We start from the raw sequence: 16,780 nt of genomic DNA on the forward strand, positions 1-16,780 counted from the left end.
CCATCGTGCCACCAATGGGGGCCGCATATGCGGCGCGTGACGGATCGTTGGCCAGTTCCATGCGCGGAGCCGCCCACGGCAGGGCGTGCGCGCGGACCGGCTCGGCCCGCCCGCACAGTAATTCGACCGGGCACCCACACGGGGAATTCAACGAGTTCGTTTCCGTGTCCACACAACGTGTTCGCAGTTAATTCGAATTGACCCCACAGGTGCGCCGACGCCCGTGCCGGGCGGCCCCTCAAAGGCGCCTTATGACCTAATTAGTCGGGATGAATCGCGACAAGGAGGACCCATATGCCGCATGCGGTTGAGCATTGGACAGTGTGTCGGTCATCACGTGGATGAGGATGCCAACTTCCGGAAAACGGGGGTATCCGCAGCTATTAACCAGGAATGACGTCGAGGGTTTTACGAAAACCCACAGCCAAGGCTAGGGTGCCTCAGATGTTCCACGCTGCCTCGTCCCCCGCCAGCGCAGCGAGGTCCCCGATCGTCTCCCCCCGTTCCTGGTGGGAGGGTCTGTGACGAACTCGCTGCGACCGCACGGCCAGAACCGAGCGCCACTCCCCCCGGCACACCCGCCGACGGACGGAGTGCCCAGTCCGCGCTCGCCGCACGACACCAGAACCGCGTCGGCCGGCCGGCCCGCTCCCTCGGGCGACAAACCCGGAAAACAACGCGACGCGTTCTTCGACAACGCCAAGTACCTGGCGATCGTGCTGGTGGCGATCGGCCACTCCTGGGAGCCGCTCAAGGGCGACAGCCGGATCCTGGAGGGCATGTACACGGTGGTGTACGCCTTCCACATGCCGGCGTTCATCATCATCTCCGGCTTCTTCTCGCGCAGTTTCGACATGCGCGCCGACCGGCTGCAACGGCTGATCACCGGCGTCGTCGTGCCGTACGTCCTCTTCGAGACCGCCTACACGCTCTTCAACCGCTACGCGGGCGACTCGCCGGACCAGGCCATCAGCCTGCTGGACCCCTGGTACCTGACCTGGTTCCTGATCGCGTTGTTCGTCTGGCGGCTGACCACGCCGATCTGGAAGCTGGTGCGGTGGCCGCTGCCGCTGGCGCTCGCCATCGCCATGCTGGCGTCGGTCAGCCCGGAGATCGGTGACGACCTCGACCTGCAGCGGGTGCTGCAGTTCCTGCCGTTCTTCGTGCTCGGCCTGCTCATGAAGCCCGAGCACTTCCGGCTGGTGCGCCGGCGTTCGGTGCGGATCCTGTCGGTGCCGGTGTTCGCCGCCGCGCTGGCCGTCGGCTGGTGGTCGGTGCCGCGCATGAACACCGGGTGGTTCTACCACCGTGACTCCGCACAGGAGTTGGGCGCGCCGTGGTGGACCGGGCCGGTCATGGTCCTCGCCCTGTTCGGCTGTTCGCTGCTGCTGACCGCGTGCTTCTTCTCCTGGGTGCCGGGCCGGAAGATGTGGTTCACCTCGCTCGGCGCGGGCACGCTGTTCGGCTATCTGCTGCACGGCTTCCTGGTCAAGGCCGGCGACTACGCGGGCTGGTTCGACCACCCGTGGCTGCACCGGCCGCTCGGCGAGATCTTCGTGAGCGTCTGCGCGGGCGCCGCCGTCACCCTGCTGTGCACCGCGCCGGTGCGCCGCGTCTTCCGGTTCGCCATGGAGCCGAAGATGGAGTGGGCGTTCAAGCGGGACGCCACCGAAGTGGCCCGCGGCCGCGAGCAGCGGGAGAAGCCCCCCGTACGGGAAAAGGAGAAGGTCTCGGCCGGCTGAGACTGCGACGGAGCCCCCCACTGCCGTGCAGTGGGGGGCTCCGTCGTTCCCGAGCCGACCGGGCTATTCGCCCTTGAGGTGTCTCATCAGGCGCTCGAAGTCCTGCCAGCCCGACAGGTCCGACGGATCTCCCGGCAGCGGGTAGTACAGCGCGGGGCGGGTCCTCGGGCCCAGTTCGCGCGGGGACTCCGCGAGGGGCGTGCGGCGGGCCCGGTCGCCGGGCATCTGGCGGACCTCCTCGGCGCCCAGGACGAACGCGTACGGCACGCCGGGGCCCTCGAAGTGCGGCGGGACGGACAGGTCCCGGCGGGCCCGGCGGATCTGGACCAGCATGGACTGCAGGTCGTGCCGGGTGGCGAGAGCCTCGGCGGCGGCCTGTACGGCGTCCGTCGGCAGCTGCTCGCCGGGGCCGTAGCCGAAGGCCATGGTCACGTCCTCCTCCACACCGCCCTTGGTCCGGGTGATGCGGACGGTCGCGAGTCCCGGGCGCTCCGGGGTGCCGACGGCCACCAGCCAGGTCGGCGCGGGCGAGCGCTCGTACGCCACGTCGGTCAACTGCCGTACGGACCACGGAAGGTTGGCGGGCTCCTCGGTGCCCCAGCCGGCCGGTGGTTCGCCGGTGATCTCCCGCCATACGGCTTCCAGGGCGCCGCCGAGGACGAGGCGGTCGTCGGCCGGGTGGACGGTGCGGAAGGAGATCGCCAGCTGGCGTTCCCCGGTGTCGCCCTTCGCGGCCGGGTTCTCCTGGTAGGTGGCGGCGATCGGGGTGCGCGGGTCCTCGCGGGTGGCGTCCGGGGACTCGACCGTGACGAAGAGGCCGTTCTTCCACTCCAGGACGGCTCCGGACAGGCCGTCGTAGTAGCCGTCCCGCTCGTCCTGCACCACCCAGCGGGAGGGCCAGCCCGGCAGGCTGCCGCGGACCGCCGGGGAGAGGCGGGTGCCGGCGGGGGTGACGATCTGGAGGCCGAGCTCGGCGTTCGCGGCGGCGCGGAAGGCGTCCGAGAGCCAGGCGGTCATCGCGACCACCGGGCGGTCCTGGATGATGACCGCGACCTTGTCGGTGAGGACGTCCACGGCGGGCTGGGCGGCGGCCGGGACCGGCGCCGCGCTCATCCCGTCCGTGTTGACCACGGCCAGCGACCAGGCGACCTCGGGCGGCCAGGCGGTCCCGCCCACCAGCGTGGCGAGCCGGGCGGCGAAGGTGCCGGCGAGCTGCTCGGCCTCCTTGACGCCGGTGGTGGCGCGGGCCTCGGTCCACCAGTACGGCACCTCGGGTGCACTCGCCCCCAGCAGCCGCTCGGCCTCGCCCCTGACCTGCACCAGCAGGGGCGCCTCGACGGAGACGAGCGGGCGGCCCTGCTCGTCGCAGAGCTGCACCACCGCGCCCTCTCCCTCGGTGCCCACGAGCCGGTCCGGTCCGCCGGAGAGGAGCCCGGCGATCACGCTCAGCGGGTCGGGCATCTTCTTCGTGAGGGTGATGACGTCCTTCGTCATGGATTCACCTGGTCCCCGTGTAGACGGTCTGGATCAGCCGGTTCGGCTGGCCCCTGCGGACCAGCACCCCGCGGCCGGGCGGTTGCGCGCTCGCGTACACGCCGGGGAAGAGCTGGCCCTCGCTGCGGTCGCCCGCCATCACCAGCGCCGAGGAGCCGGACTCGCGCAGGCCCTGCAGCATCGGCTCGTACAGACCGCGGGAGGCGCCCGCGACGCGGCGGGTGAGGATGAAGTGCAGGCCGATGTCGACGGCCGAGGGGATGTACGGCACGAAGGGCGCGAGCGGCTGCTGGCCCGCGGTGGTGAGGACGTCGTAGTCGTCGACGAGGATCACGATCCGCGGGCCGGAGAAGCTGCCCGGCTCCAGGTCCTCGCTGTCCGCGCTCTCGTCGGGCAGCCGCTTCTCCAGCTCCCCGGCGATGCCCGCGGCGAGGCCGGCGGCGAGCTTGGAGTTGTAGGCGTAGCCGCCCCGGTACTCCTCGGGGATGGCGCCCCGCAGGCCGCGGCGCGGGTCGAAGACGCCGAAGACGAGCTCGTCGTCGCCGTAGCGCTCGATCAGGCCCTGGGTGATCACCTTGAGCAGGTTGGTCTTGCCGCACTCGCTGTCGCCCATGATCATCAGGTGCTGGTCGTGCTGGAACAGGTCGAGCAGGACCGGGGCCAGCTGTGTCTGGTCCAGGCCGATCGGGACGCGGCGCGGCTCGGACGCCGGGCCGGGCAGCAGCTCGGGCTCCAGGACGTGCGGCAGCACCCGCACCGGCTGGGCGACCTCGCCGGTCCAGGTGGCGCGGAGCTGGCGGGCGGTGCGCTCCAGGACCGCGCCGAGGTCGGCGGTGTCGGCGAGGCCGTCGGTGCGGGGCAGGGCGACCTGGGCGAAGAGCTTGGCGTCGGTGAGGATGCGGCCCTTCTCCTCCGGGGAGAGGGTCTGGGCGAGCTTGCGGTCGATGCTGGATTCGCTCGGGTCGTTCAGGCGCAGCTCGACGCGGGTGCCGAACTGTGACTGGGTGGCGATGCGCACGTCGTTCCAGCGCAGCATTCCGGCGACGACGTGGATGCCGTAGCCGCCGCCGCGCTTCAGGATGTCGATGACGGCGTCGTCGAGGTTCTCGAAGTCGTCGCGCAGGGCGCCGAAGCCGTCGATGAGCAGCACGATCTCGGTGGAGGCCAGCTCGGGCACCTGACCCGCGGCGCGCCGGGTGCGCAGCTGTTCCAGCGAGTCGATGTTGTGGATGCGGAAGAGCTCCTCCCGCTGGTCGAGCATGGCGCGTACGGAGTCGATGGTGCGGGCGGCGCGCTCGCGGTCGGCGCGGCCGGCGATCCCGCCGACATGCGGCAGTCCGGACAGGGCCTGCAGACCGCCGCCGACCAGGTCGAGGCCGTAGATGCCGACTTCCTGCGGGGTGTGCGTCAGGGCCAGCGAGAGGGCCAGGGAACGCAGCAGGGTGGTCTTGCCGGACTGCGGGCCGCCGATGACCGCGGCGTGGCCGCCGGAGAGCGTGAGGTCCAGGTACCACTGGCCCTGCTGCTGCTTGGTCGGGTCGTCGATGATGCCGAGCGGCACCTGGAGGGGGCCGCGTCGCTTGGCGAGCTGCATGCCGCGCGCGCCGACCTCCACGGGACCCGCGACCTTGTCGAGGGGGACTGCGGCGGGCAGCGGAGGCAGCCAGATCTGACGTACCGAACGGGCTCCGGAGTTCTCCAACTGGTCGATGAGCACGCCCAGTTGGGTGGGCCCGGTCTCCCGACGCCGCATCTTCGGCTCCTCGGGCGCGCTGTTCCCGTCGTCGCCGAGGGTGTTGTACGCCTCGTACTCCAGGGCCAGCGGACCGGTGTCCTCCTCGTCGCGCTGCACGGGGCCGCTGTAGGCGCCGGAGACGTAGCTGGCCTTGAACCGCTCGTAGTGGCTGGTGTCGACCTTGAGATAGCCGAAGCCGGGCAGCGGGGGCAGGTGGAAGGCGTCCGTGGTGTCCAGGACCGTACGGGACTCGTCGGCGGAGAAGGTGCGCAGGCCGAGCCGGTACGACAGGTAGGTGTCCAGGCCCTTGAGCTTGCCGCCCTCGATGCGCTGGCTGGACAGCAGCAGGTGGACGCCGATGGAGCGGCCGATGCGGCCGATGGACAGGAACAGGTCGATGAAGTCCGGCTTGGCAGTGAGGAGTTCACCGAACTCGTCGATCACCACGAACAGGTGCGGCAGCGGCTCCAGGTCGGGGCGCTTCTCGGCGCGCAGGGCGGCGTAGTGGCCGATGTCGGCGACGTTGCCCGCGTTCTTGAGGACCTGCTGGCGGCGCTTGACCTCGCCGGCGAGCGAGGCGTGGACGCGTTCGACCAGGCCGGCCTGGTTCTCCAGGTTGGTGATGACGCCGGCGACGTGCGGGAGGTCCGCGAAGGGGGCGAAGGTGGCGCCGCCCTTGTAGTCGACGAGGACCAGGGAGAGGTCCTCCGGCGGGTGGGTGGCGACCAGGGCGAGGACGAGGGTGCGCAGCAGTTCCGACTTGCCGGAGCCGGTGGCGCCGACGCACAGGCCGTGCGGGCCCATGCCGAGCTCGGAGGACTCCTTCAGGTCGAGCAGTACGGGCTCGTGGGAGTCGCTGATGCCGATGGGCACGCGCAGGAAGGCGCGTTCGCCGCGCGGCGCCCACATCCGGTTCAGGTCGAGGCCGGCCACGTCGTCGATGCCGAGCAGTTCGGCGAAGTCGACCGGGCCGGTGAGCGGGGCGTCGACCATCGACTCGGCGGACAGCCTCAGCGGGGCGAGCATCCGGGCGAGGCCCTCGGCGAAGGGGATGCCGATCTCGTCGACGGTGCCGTGGGCGCTGATCGGCTCCGGCATGCGCAGGTCCTCGATGACGATCTGCTCGCCGTCGACGGTGATGCGCACGCCCACGCTGCCCGGCTCCTGGATCCGCTGGTCCAGCAGATGCAGGACGGTCACGCTCATGTCGCGCAGGCCGACCGCGTCGTCGGGACGCGGCAGGTCGACGGCGTCGTCCCCGTGCCCGTCGGCGACGACCAGCAGCCGGGAGGTCATGGCGAGGGCGTCCTTGCCGGACAGGCCGCGGCGCACCTCGGCCGCGTAGGAGGCGCGGCGGCGCAGCTCGGGGCCGATCTGGCGGGCCAGTTGGGGCAGCGAGGGCGCGATGCGGCGGGCGGCGACGGGGCCGTCGAACTGCTCGGAGTCGAGCAGGTGCGGCAGCCACTTGGCCCACTCCCAGTCGGCGATCCGCTCGCCGGAGGCGGCCAGCGCCATGGCCACGTCGTCGGGCGCGTGGGTGGCGGCGGCCTGCACGATGAGCGCGCGGGCGACCCGGAGGGTGTCCTCGCGGCTGCCGATCACGGTGATGTTGCCGACCCGGTCGAGCGGGACGGTCAGCGGGAGTTCGGTGCCGACGCTGAAGCGGGACACCAGCGCGGACGCCTCGTTCAGCATGAACTGGTCGGGCGGGGTGAGCACGGAGGAGCTCGGCTGGCCCACCCTCAGGTCCCGCACCGGCATCTCGCCGGTGCCGACGCGGACCCGCAGGAAGTCGGCGTCCATCCGGCGCCGCTCCCACAGTCGGGCGGGGTCGCGCACGATGTCGTACAGCGCGTCCGGCGGCGGGTTGAGCACCCCGGTGCTCTCGCGCCGCTCCCGCTCCTCCTTGGACAACTCCTCCCGCGTGTCCTCCAGATACGAGAGGTAGGCCTCGCGCTGGGTGCGGCGGGTGCGCTGGGCCTTGCCGCGCTGGGAGAAGAGCATGACCATCGAGCCGACGATGGTGACGACGAGGATGATCGCGCCCAGCCCGGCGAACTGGCTGTTGCGCACGACGGTCATCATCACGACGGACGACATGACACCGGCGACGGGCAGCAGCGAGGTCGCGATCGAGCCCGTCTTGCCGTCGGGCAGGTTGGGCGGCGCCTCTATGGTGCGCGACTCGGGTGCGGCCGGGGGCCTGGTGGTGCGGGCCGGCCGGTGGATCAGTCGGGTGCTCATCGTCCTTGCCTCGTCCTCAGTGGTCCTCGAGTTCCCTTCGTGCAGGGGCTGTTCAGCGGCTCTTCTGGGAGAGCTGGAAGACCTCCGCGGCCAGCCGCGTGGCGGCCTCCCGGGTGTCCCGCGCGAGCAGGTCGGTGCGGATGGTGCCGCCGGCCGCCAGATGCCGGTCGTACGGCAGGATCCGCACGCTCGCCCCGGTCGACTTCAGCTGCTCGGCGGCCTTCTCGACGTCGACGCCGGTGTGCGGGACGGTCTCGGTGAGCACGACGACCGTCGAGGTGGTGATGTCCCGGGGCAGGCCACGCATCCACTGCAGGACGGCGTGCGTGCTGGCGACGCCCTCGAGCGTGGCGGGCACGGTGAGGATGCGGGCCTGGGCGGCGGAGAGCGCGGTGCGGGCGACCTCGGCCGGCATCGTCTCGCAGTCGACGACGGTCACCCCGAAGTAGCGGCGCATCGACACCATGACCCGCTCGTACGCCTTGGTGTCGAGCATGGCCCCGACCTGCCCCTGACTGCCGGGCAACAGCCAGGCGTTGTCGGGCAGTTGGACCAGGTAGCCGGTGATTTCGAGGAGCGACATCTGTGGCTGGACGACGTCGGCGAGGTCGCCGGTGGTCCAGCGCAGGGTCTCCGCGCCGAGCCTGAGCGGCAGCGAGCCGAGCGCCGGGTCGGCCTCGATGACGAGGGTCGGGTCCTGGCGGTAGTGGGCGTAGGTGGTGCCGAGCAGGGCGGCGACCGTCGTCTTGCCTGAGCCGCCGCGGATGGAGGTCACCGCGATCTGCCGGCCGGTGGTGACCGGCTGCTGGAGTATCTCGGCGGTCGCGGTGGTCTCGGCGACCTCACGCGCCGCCGAGGAGGACACGGTACGGCGTACGGCACGCAGGGCGCGGGCGCTGAACGGCTCCCCGCGACGCGGCCCGCGACCGGCGGAGGCGAGCTTCTTGTCCACGACCGGGCGGGAGTCGGGGGTGGCGCGGGGTGAGCGGGCACGGGGGGCGGGGGCCTGGGGCGGGGCCTGGGCCGGCTGAGCCTGCTGGGGCTGGGCGTACGCCTGCTGCGGTTGCTGCGGCTGGGCGGGGTGGCCCTGCTGCGGATACGCGGCGGCCTGGTCGCCGTGTCCCTGCTGCGGGTAGCCGTACGGCTGCTGCGGCTGGGCAGGGGCTGCCTGCTGCGGATAGCCGTACGGCGGTTGGGGCTGGGGCTGGGGCTGGGACTGCTGCGGCTGGGGCTGCTGCGGCTGGGCGGGGTCGGCCTGCTGCGGGTAGCCGTACGCCGGGGGCGGGCCCTGCGGCGGGACGTTCTGCGCGCCCGGCTGCTGCCCCGCCGCCTGCTGCGCCTGCTGCCCTGCCGCCTGCTGTCCCGCCGCCTGCTGCTCCGCCGACTGCTGTGGCTGCGCGCCCGGTTGGGGGACACGCTGCTGAGCCGCGCCACCCTTCAGGTCGCGCAGCACGTCGCTCTGCCAGTTGTCCCCGCTCGGCATGTCGCCCTTCTCTCCTGCTACGCCGCCGCCTCCTGCTCCCGCCCGGAGCGACGGCGCGGCGGCGTCTGGTCTTCGAGTCTCAGAACTTGTTGAGCAGTTGCCCGTAGATGCCGAACGCCCCGATGGCGAGCGGGAAGAGCCCGATCACCCCGAGGGACTCGATCAGGTCGGCGAACCGCCGCAGCCGTACCCGGACGTGCTCCGGCGGCTCCACCGCGAGGACCAGCAGCGGCAGCAGTGCCGCCGCGGCAAGCAGGACGAGCGCGCCGGCACCTCCCGCGTGGTCCAGCCACAGCACCGCGAGGCGTACGACGAGCAGCGCCGCCGCCCCGAACAGCGCCACGACCTCGGCGACCAGCGGGAAGGCCCGCGCCCGGGACAGCAGGACGACGGCGGTGAGCGAGGCGAGGGTCACCGTCCAGACGGTCGGCTCCTTCGCGGTGGTCAGCAGCCAGCCGCCCGCGGCGGCCGACGCGGCGGTGACCACGGTGGCGAGGGCGAGTCCGCGGTGGGTGGCGGCGAGGGCGTTGGCGACCTCGTGCCGGCTCACCGAGGTGCCCGAGGAACGCTTGTCGTCGAGCGCGGTGAGCCCCGAGGCCATCAGCGCGAACCGCGGCAGCAGCCCGAGCAGAATGACCGAGACCACGGCCATCACGGCGCCGATCCGGTCCGCCCGGTCCTGGACGAGGGCGACGGCCTCCCACACGGCGGCCACACCGACGATCGCCCCGGCCCCGATGAGCCCGCCGCGGCCGAGCGGCGAACAGTAGGCGAGCAGCACGAGTGTGAGCACCAGCGCGGCGGCGACACCGGCCAACCGGGCCGTCCCGGACCAGTCGTGGGCGTCGGCTGCGGTCCACGCGGTCAGCAGGCCGAGCCCGCCGGAGGCGAGCAGCAGCGCGGTGGCCAGGCCCCGGTTGCCCTCGCCGATCTTCGCGGTCGCCGCACCGGCGATCAGGAACACCGCGGTGACGGCCGCGAGGCCGGTGGCGACCGACTCCAGCGCGAACTCGCGCCGCGCCAGCAGGGCCGCGATCACGGCGAACACGATGGTGGCCACACCGGCGGCGGTACGGCGTACGGCGGGACGCCAGCGCCAGCCGCGCAGGTCGAGGTCGTCGGCGACCTGGTCGGTGACGTCGTGCACGACCGGCGCCGGCGGTGCGGCGTGGGCGCGGACCAGGCGCAGTACGGCGCCGTCGGGGACCTCCGCCGACGACAGCGTGGCGTCGTGCGGCAGCGCGGAGCCGTCGGAGGTGATCAGCTGACGGGTGGTCGGCCGGGACGCGGCCCGGTCGTCGAGCAACTGCAGTATGTCGGGGAGCAGTTGGCCGATCGGAGTGTCCGACGGCAGCACGATGTCGGCGCGTCGCCGCTCACCGATCAGAGTGACCCTGCTCAACTGGGTCCGGAATGAAGTTGCTGTGCTCACCACTCACCGGAACCTATCATCGCGTCGTTTCGGGCATGGGCGCGCTCTGATGTGGTCACGCCCCCCGTCCACACCCTGTTCACTGCTTCTCCGCACCCTTGTCGCCGTTGTCACCCTTGTCGTCGGCGCCGCTCGAAGAGGCGCTGGGCGTCGGGTCGTACAGCTGCCCCTGCTGCTGTTGCTGCTTTTCCTGTTCGGCCTTCTGCTTGGCCAACGTGGCCTGGAGGAAGGACCAGCCGATGCATCCGGCGCACAGTACGGCCGCGATCGCGATACCCGCGAACATCTTGCCGAACCGCTCGTCCGCCGTCCGCCGGGCGCGCTGCGCGCCGAACAGCAGCGCGTCGCGCATCCGGCGCCGGCGCACCGCCACCGACTCCAGCAGCTGGCTGTCGTAGTCCCGTGCCATTCAGTCGTCCTGTGTAGGGGGTGTACGTGGGGGTTGAACGTGGGGGTTCAGTCGCCCGCGGCGAGGCCGAGGCGGTGCCGCATGGCGGCGTACTTCTGTGTGAGCCGCCGGGCGGTGTGCTCGTCGAGCACGGCGAGGCGGGCCGGGTCGGCGTTGTGCGCGAGATCGGCGGCCTTGACGAGCCGGGCCCCCTCAGTGGCCAGGATCCGGCCCGCGTACGCCTCCGGGTCCTCGTCCGGCCGCTTGGTCACGGCCCGTACGACGTCCTTGGTGCGCTGCGGGAGTGCGGCGGCGTCGAGCCAGTCCTCGCTGAGCACCCCGTCCTCGACGGCGTCGTGCAGCCACGCGGCGGCGACGAGCTCCTCGCCCCCGCCCCGGGCACGCACGCCCTCGGCGACGGCCGACAGGTGCTCGGCGTAAGGCCGTCCGGCCTTGTCCGTCTGCCCGGCGTGCGCGGCACGCGCGACGGCCTCGACCTCGCTGAGACTCATCTCCGCCCCGGTCCCGGGCGGCCTCTCCTGCGGCATGCGGATCCCCCTGACTTGGCTTCCGCAACATAGGACATGAACGCGCCAGGCGTACAGCCGGGGTACGGCCGTCTCTCGGGCCCTGTCACGCCCCTCCCGACAATCCTGACACGATCATGAAGAGCACCCACAGCACCGGGACCAGCGCGATGTACGCACGCGGCCGCCGGTGCACGGGCACGCCGGGGTCGTAGCGCGGGCCGAGCATTCCCGGCCCGGGAGCAGGGAGCCTGTTCACCTTGCGCACGGCGAGGAGGTTCCTTACCAGCGTCAACGGCCCGAAGACGAACAGCGAGAGGGGGCTCCACCAGCCCCAGGCCAGGGTGTGGGTGGTCAGCGCCCGGTACACGGCCAGCCCGCAGGTCAGGCACATCGGGCCGGCCGTCTTCCGGAACCCCATGAGGATCACGAGCCCCCGGTGAGCACGGAAGGCGACGTCCGCCGCGGGGGAACCTCCGCAGAACCTGCACATGGGTCGGGTGGGGGCTTCAGGGTGCGAGGCGGGGAGTTGAGGCTGCGCGGCGGTGGAAGGGCCTGGGCCGGCCTGGCGCTGGTCGGCGGGCGGGGCGTCGGCCTGGGGCTGGTCGCCGGGCTTGGCGTCGGCCTGGAGCTGCTCCTCGGTGGACGGGTCGGCGTACCAGGCGCGCAGCGAGGTGGCTATGGCGTCCAGGAGGCCGTTCCCCACGGCCTCCGCGATCTCCCCGTCGCTCATCCGCTCCGCGGTCACGACCGCGGTGGCGGCGCGCACGGCGTCGGCGGGCCGTAGCCCTCGCTCCGACGGTGCCTGGGGCATCGGGCTGTGCCGCCACCGGTGCTCGGGTGTCACGGCGCCGACACCGTGCAGGGCGTCGACAGCACGCTGGAGCGGCTTGCTGTAGAGGGGAAACGGCACGTGAATGGCACCGCTCGGCGACTTGTGCCCCCCGCCCCACTTCACGTCCCGGTCCTCGTCCGTGAGCGCGTCGAAGGCGTCGGCGAGCTCCTGCCACGCCTCCGCGTCGTCACGGTCGAGCTGGGCGAGCAGTCGCCGGTCGTCGGCCGGGGTGACGACACGGGCCAGCTCTTCGAGCGCGGCGACATCGGGCGCCTCGGTGACCGACCCGACACCGGGCTCGTGACTGAGCAGGCCGAGGACACCGAGGGGGGTGAGACCACGATCGTGAGCCTCACGGACCTTGGTGTACCACCCCAACCCCGCCTTGTAGGCGCCGGGACTGCTGGCGTTCCGGTGCATCCACTCGACGTCGGTGGCATCGCCCCAGGCGTATCCGACGACTTCGCCGTCGGGGGCGGTGACGGTGACGTAGTGCACGGGACTGGTCATGCTGGTCAGGCCTCGGGGGCCGTTACCTCCGCAGATACTCGGTTCAAGCGCGGGCCCACCAGTGGTTCGCTAGTCGCCCTGGGCAAGGGCCTCGACCGCGTCGGCGTTCGGGGCGTCGGTCAAGGAGCCTGGGTGGGGGCGGCCCTTGCCTGCAGTCTCCGGGGTGCCGTACAACTCGGCGAGGGCCTGGGACGGCAGAAGGCCCCGCTGCTTTCCATCACGCAGCCGACGGATCCAGAAGCCGCCTTCGTTCGCCGCACGGGGGCCACCAGCCTGCCGCGGTTCCCACGCGGCGGCGTCGTCCTCGTCGCCGGCCCACACCCAACCGAGGACGGCGCCATCCTGCTTGTCGACCACCGTGAAGTAACGCACCGGCTTGTCCGTGTGGTTTCTGTATCGTGGCGGGCCCGACACGAGGTTGAAGTGCACGTCATCGTTGAAGCGCGGGTTGACCGGCTGTCCGTCATTCACCATTGGCGAGGGACTTGACCGCGTCGGCGTTCGGGGCGTCGGTGAGGGAGCCGGGCAGGGCCCGTCCGCGGTTGCCTTCCGGGTTGGACAGCATCTCCGCGAGGGCCTGGGACGGCAGGATGCCCCGCCCCTTGGCCTCTTGCAGCCGGGCGTGCCAATGACCGCCCTCGGCGAGGGCCCGGCCTCCGGCGGCGTTGCGTGGCACCCACGCGGCGGCGTCGTCCTCGTCACTCGCCCACACATATCCGAGGGCCGCGCCGCCCTCCTTGTCGACCACTGTGAAGTACCGCACCGGCTTGTCGGTCCGGGTGCGGTACCTCGACGGACCCGGCGCCACGAGGTCGAAGTGCACGTCCTCGGCGAAGCGCGGGTTGATCGGTCGTTCGCTGCTCATGAAAGTGGCATCCCGGCTCAGCCCTTGTCGGCCAGGTCCTTGACGACGTCAAGGACCGAGGCTTCTTTGAAGGACCCGGGAACAACATGGCTCGGGTTCGCCGGATCGGTATCCCGCATGAGCTCGGCGAGCGCCTCCGTCGGACTCAGCCCGCGGGCCTTGGCATCGCGGAGCTTGGAAACGTAGAGGGCACCCCGATTGAAGGCCTCGTCGCCTCCCGCCTGCCGGGCTTTCCAGCCCGCGGCGTCGTCCTCGTCATTCGCCCATACGTAGCCCAGGACCGCTCCCTGCGGATTCGCCACCGTGACGTACTGCACAGGCTTGTCCGTGCTTCGGGCATAACGCGGCGGACCTGCGACCTCTTCGAACTGGAGAGGTTCGGTAATCCGGGGATCTACTTGCCGTTCCCGGCTCATGTGGTGTCTTCCTCTCCCACTACCTGGGCAGAACTTCGCCGTACACCTGGATCTGGCCATTCTCCCTGAACACGCGGGTCACGCGGTACTCCGTACCGCGCCCGAGAAGGAGTTCCCGCTCGCCCATGCCGTACTTGCCCACCTTCTCCACCCAGAGAGCCGGAGTTCCCTTCGGCACCCTCAGATGCAGAAGGGCGTCCTCCCCTGCGAACGCGGCCACGGGATGGTTCCCGAGCGAGGTGGACATGTAGCCCTTGTCCCTGTACGTGTTGCCCAGCATGTCGAGCGGATCGTCGAGGTCGAGGTGTCCGATGCCTGTACCGCGGACCACCAGGACGTCCTCCGGGACAGCGTGGCCTGCGAGAGCCGCGTCGACCTCGTCAATGTTGTGCTGGACGTACGGGGTCAATTTGGAGTCGTCGCCTCGCAGGTATCCATTCATTTCCTTGTAGGTGCCCCAGCCGTCGGGGTGCGGTGCCGGAAGGCCGTAGTTGGGCTCATCGGTGTAGTCCCAGACCGATTGCCGCCGGACCTCCGGCATGTTCTCGGCGTAGTCGTTCCAATACGTCTGGCCGTACTTGATGGCGTCGGCGTCCGTGGCGAACGGCACCGTGCCGTCGGAGATTTCGGCGTACGCCACCTGATGTTGCTGAGCCGGTGTGAGCTTGTCCCACTCCGCGTCGGACACATGGGGCTGGTACTCGAACGGCTCCCCGGCCCCGCTCCCCGGCACATCCGCGCCCTGGTGCCCCGGAGCATCGGTGCCGTGGTGCGCGGCGGCGTCCCCGACGCCCGCGTGGTCACCGGCGTGCGCGGCATCGTCCGCGTGGTGACCGACACCGTCGTCACCGTGTCCGGCCCCGTGCGAGGCGTCGTCGGCGTGACCGGCGCCGGGGATGTCGTGCCCGGTGCCGTGCGGCGCGTCCGGGGTGCCGTGGCCGCCGGTGCCGGGGACGTCGTGGCCGCCGGTGTGCGGCGTCGACGTCGGGGCGTCGTGCGGCGTGGTGGTCGGCGTCTGGTCGTAGGCGGACGGCGACGGCGCGTGATCGTACGCCGATGGCGACGGTGCGTGCCCGTACGGGGATCCCGACGGCGTCTGTGCGTACGGGTTCGTACCCGGCGCCTGGTCGTAGGCGGAGGGCGAAGGAGCGTGGTCGTACGGGGATCCAGACGGCGCGTGACCGTATGGCGATCCCGACGGTGCCTGACCGTATGGCGATCCCGACGGGGCGTGGTCGTACGCGCTCGGCGACGGCGTCGTGTCGAAGGCGCCGCCCGGCGTGTGGCCCACGGGCGTGGTCGGCGTGTTGTAGTGGCCGGCGTTGGGCGCGTTGTAGTGCCCGGCGTTGTCGACCGTGTGTGCGGCCGCGTCGGTGCCCGCGTGGCTTCCGGCGTACGACGGGGTGGGGGCGCCCTGGGTCGTCCAGTGGGCCGGGAGTGTCGGTGTGGTGCCGTGCGGGACCGTCGGGGTGTTCGGCTCGTAGTGGACCGGCGTCGTGTCGATCGCGCCGTTGGGCGAGATGAGGTTGCCGTTGGGGTCCATCAGGCGGCCGTCGGGCAGGTTGACGGCTCCGTCCGGGAGGGTGGAGATGTCGATGTTGCCGACGCCCCGCAGGCCCTTCGTGATGTCGCCGATCTTCGACAGACCGGCACCGGCGCCCTTGGCGATGTAGGTCATCGGGTCGATGACCTTGCCCGCCTTGCCCGCGACCGACAGCACCTTCGCCACCGCACCGGCCTTGCCCGCGCCCGCGACACCGGCGCCCGCGCCGCCCGTGAAGACGGTCGTCAGGACGTTGAAGGTGACCGCACCAGCCGCACGGCCGGGGTTCTTGCCCCACTCGTCCCACGCCACCAGCGCCTTGCCGGTCTCCTTCATCGCGGTGCGCGAATCACGGATCCAGGAGGGGAGTTTGTCGTCCGGCAGCGCCCAGAACGCCAGCTGCGCGCCCGGCATCATGCTGAGGGTCAGGCCGGTCGCCAACTGCGCCAGACCCTTCCACGCCTGGCCCATCGCGTCCCAGCCGCCGAACCCGACCAGCGTGCCGAGGCCCTTGATCGTGCCCCAGACGCCGTCCACGATCAGGCCGTCCCACACGAACGACTTCACCCAGTGGCCGACCTCGTACCAGTGGTGCTTCTCCTCCACCGGGTCGCCCCAGGGAAGCTTCGCGTTCTTCAGGTCGTCGGCCGCGAAGCCGTACTGGTCCTTGCGGTCGGACCCGTCCCCGGCCACCATCTGCGTCCCGCCCCACAAGGCGGTGATCTTGTTGTGGCAGGTGCGCTCGGCCGCCCAGAACGCCGCCACCGTCGCGGTGATGTCATCCCGGATCTGGTTGTGCTCGTCGACCTTGTCGCCGTCGTACTCCCACTCGTCGTCGTCCTTGACGGAGTCGACGAACGTGTGGGCCTTGGTCTTCAGTTCCTTCAGCTTGTCGACCAGGGGACGGATCTCCGTCGCGTACGTCGACAGCGCACCGGACACCGTCTCCAGGTCGTCCCCGAAGGTGTCCGCGCGGTCCTTGACCGGCTTCGTCGTCGCGAACAACTGCTCCGCCTCCGGAGCCGTGTAATACGCCGAGAGGCCCTGGAACTGGGAGTGGACCTCCTCGCCGGTCTTGCGCACATGACCGGCGTCCTTCTTCAAGTCCGCGTAGTCGGTCTCCAGCTGTGCCAGATCACCCGTGAACTGCGGAATCTGCTCCGGCTGGATCACCGCTTACCCACTCCCGGCAGATCGACCTTCGGCGCGGCCAGCGTGTTCCGCTGCGCCTCCGAGGCCATCTCCTGATCACCGTTGAGGTACGCGGTCGTGGCATCCACCACGCCCTGCAGCGACTTGCCCGCCCGGGCCGCGACGTACTGCAGGTCCTTCGACGCCCGCTCCGCGTACTGCGACAACGCCAGGGCGACCAGGCCACCCGCGGCCTTCTCACCGCCCTCGCCGCCGCCCTCGGCGGAAATGGTGCCCGCGCTCGTCGCCGCAGACGTCAGATGCTCACCGAACGCCTTGCCGTACTTCTCCAGGTCAGACGCGGTCTCACCCGTCGTCTTCAACACACCGGAGATACCCTGCGGATTCAGATCCCAGCCGGGCACAGAAAACCCC

13 protein-coding genes are annotated in these 16,780 nt (G+C 71.2%); 1 reads left to right on the forward strand and 12 read right to left on the reverse strand.

Translation table 11 applies throughout. The features are described 5' to 3' along the window. Positions 1 to 521: 521 nt before the first annotated feature. On the forward strand, positions 522 to 1,742 hold the full coding sequence (locus tag ACFWWR_RS05200; protein ID WP_383876436.1) for an acyltransferase family protein: 1,221 nt from the start codon (positions 522 to 524) through the stop codon (positions 1,740 to 1,742). 63 nt (positions 1,743 to 1,805) lie between these two features. Here the strand turns inward: ACFWWR_RS05200 and ACFWWR_RS05205 are convergent, their stop codons facing one another. From ACFWWR_RS05205 to ACFWWR_RS05260, 12 genes are all read right to left on the reverse strand, one after another. Next, positions 1,806 to 3,236 carry a DUF6177 family protein gene (locus ACFWWR_RS05205; protein WP_383876439.1) on the reverse strand — a complete coding sequence of 477 codons (1,431 nt, stop codon included), beginning with the start codon at positions 3,234 to 3,236 and terminating at the stop codon, positions 1,806 to 1,808. A 4-nt stretch (positions 3,237 to 3,240) separates the two neighbouring features. Next, the gene (gene eccCa, locus ACFWWR_RS05210; protein WP_383876442.1) at positions 3,241 to 7,215 is read right to left on the reverse strand and encodes a type VII secretion protein EccCa; all 3,975 of its coding nucleotides are present in this window, start codon (positions 7,213 to 7,215) and stop codon (positions 3,241 to 3,243) included. Positions 7,216 to 7,267: 52 nt separating this feature from the next. After that, positions 7,268 to 8,698 carry a MinD/ParA family protein gene (locus ACFWWR_RS05215; protein ID WP_384302027.1) on the reverse strand — a complete coding sequence of 477 codons (1,431 nt, stop codon included), beginning with the start codon at positions 8,696 to 8,698 and terminating at the stop codon, positions 7,268 to 7,270. A 79-nt stretch (positions 8,699 to 8,777) separates the two neighbouring features. Further along, positions 8,778 to 10,133, reverse strand: coding sequence for a type VII secretion integral membrane protein EccD (eccD, locus tag ACFWWR_RS05220; RefSeq protein ID WP_383876445.1), 1,356 nt, complete (start codon positions 10,131 to 10,133; stop codon positions 8,778 to 8,780). A gap of 76 nt (positions 10,134 to 10,209) precedes the next feature. Further along, entirely contained in the window at positions 10,210 to 10,539 is a 330-nt protein-coding gene (locus tag ACFWWR_RS05225) for a hypothetical protein (RefSeq protein ID WP_384302029.1), read from the reverse strand. A gap of 47 nt (positions 10,540 to 10,586) precedes the next feature. After that, a complete protein-coding gene (locus ACFWWR_RS05230) occupies positions 10,587 to 11,066 on the reverse strand; it encodes an HD domain-containing protein (protein ID WP_383876449.1) in 480 nt (159 codons plus the stop codon). A gap of 85 nt (positions 11,067 to 11,151) precedes the next feature. After that, a complete protein-coding gene (locus tag ACFWWR_RS05235) occupies positions 11,152 to 12,390 on the reverse strand; it encodes a DUF6508 domain-containing protein (RefSeq protein WP_384302031.1) in 1,239 nt (412 codons plus the stop codon). A gap of 69 nt (positions 12,391 to 12,459) precedes the next feature. Next, positions 12,460 to 12,864 (reverse strand): hypothetical protein, encoded by a 405-nt coding sequence (locus ACFWWR_RS05240; protein WP_384302033.1) that lies wholly within the window; start codon positions 12,862 to 12,864, stop codon positions 12,460 to 12,462. Further along, positions 12,854 to 13,255, reverse strand: coding sequence for a hypothetical protein (locus tag ACFWWR_RS05245; protein WP_383876454.1), 402 nt, complete (start codon positions 13,253 to 13,255; stop codon positions 12,854 to 12,856). Before ACFWWR_RS05245 ends, ACFWWR_RS05240 begins: the two co-directional genes overlap by 11 nt. Before the next feature lie 17 nt (positions 13,256 to 13,272). Beyond that, entirely contained in the window at positions 13,273 to 13,671 is a 399-nt protein-coding gene (locus ACFWWR_RS05250) for a hypothetical protein (protein WP_383876456.1), read from the reverse strand. A gap of 19 nt (positions 13,672 to 13,690) precedes the next feature. Next, on the reverse strand, positions 13,691 to 16,387 hold the full coding sequence (locus tag ACFWWR_RS05255; RefSeq protein ID WP_384302035.1) for an ADP-ribosyltransferase: 2,697 nt from the start codon (positions 16,385 to 16,387) through the stop codon (positions 13,691 to 13,693). Beyond that, on the reverse strand, positions 16,384 to 16,770 hold the full coding sequence (locus ACFWWR_RS05260) for a DUF6507 family protein (RefSeq protein WP_383876461.1): 387 nt from the start codon (positions 16,768 to 16,770) through the stop codon (positions 16,384 to 16,386). The genes ACFWWR_RS05255 and ACFWWR_RS05260 overlap by 4 nt, the downstream gene beginning before the upstream one ends. Positions 16,771 to 16,780: the final 10 nt, after the last annotated feature.

This window comes from Streptomyces sp. NPDC058678 (assembly GCF_042714835.1).
Taxonomy (GTDB): domain Bacteria; phylum Actinomycetota; class Actinomycetes; order Streptomycetales; family Streptomycetaceae; genus Streptomyces.

What these genes read in the sequence shown, in the direction of transcription:
- ACFWWR_RS05205 (WP_383876439.1), bottom strand. Translation starts at nt 3,236, where the DNA reads ATGACGAAGGACGTCATCACCCTCACGAAGAAGATGCCCGACCCGCTG.
- eccCa (WP_383876442.1), bottom strand. Translation starts at nt 7,215, where the DNA reads ATGAGCACCCGACTGATCCACCGGCCGGCCCGCACCACCAGGCCCCCG.
- ACFWWR_RS05215 (WP_384302027.1), bottom strand. Translation starts at nt 8,698, where the DNA reads ATGCCGAGCGGGGACAACTGGCAGAGCGACGTGCTGCGCGACCTGAAG.
- ACFWWR_RS05225 (WP_384302029.1), bottom strand. Translation starts at nt 10,539, where the DNA reads ATGGCACGGGACTACGACAGCCAGCTGCTGGAGTCGGTGGCGGTGCGC.
- ACFWWR_RS05230 (WP_383876449.1), bottom strand. Translation starts at nt 11,066, where the DNA reads ATGCCGCAGGAGAGGCCGCCCGGGACCGGGGCGGAGATGAGTCTCAGC.
- ACFWWR_RS05235 (WP_384302031.1), bottom strand. Translation starts at nt 12,390, where the DNA reads ATGACCAGTCCCGTGCACTACGTCACCGTCACCGCCCCCGACGGCGAA.
- ACFWWR_RS05240 (WP_384302033.1), bottom strand. Translation starts at nt 12,864, where the DNA reads ATGGTGAATGACGGACAGCCGGTCAACCCGCGCTTCAACGATGACGTG.
- ACFWWR_RS05245 (WP_383876454.1), bottom strand. Translation starts at nt 13,255, where the DNA reads ATGAGCAGCGAACGACCGATCAACCCGCGCTTCGCCGAGGACGTGCAC.
- ACFWWR_RS05250 (WP_383876456.1), bottom strand. Translation starts at nt 13,671, where the DNA reads ATGAGCCGGGAACGGCAAGTAGATCCCCGGATTACCGAACCTCTCCAG.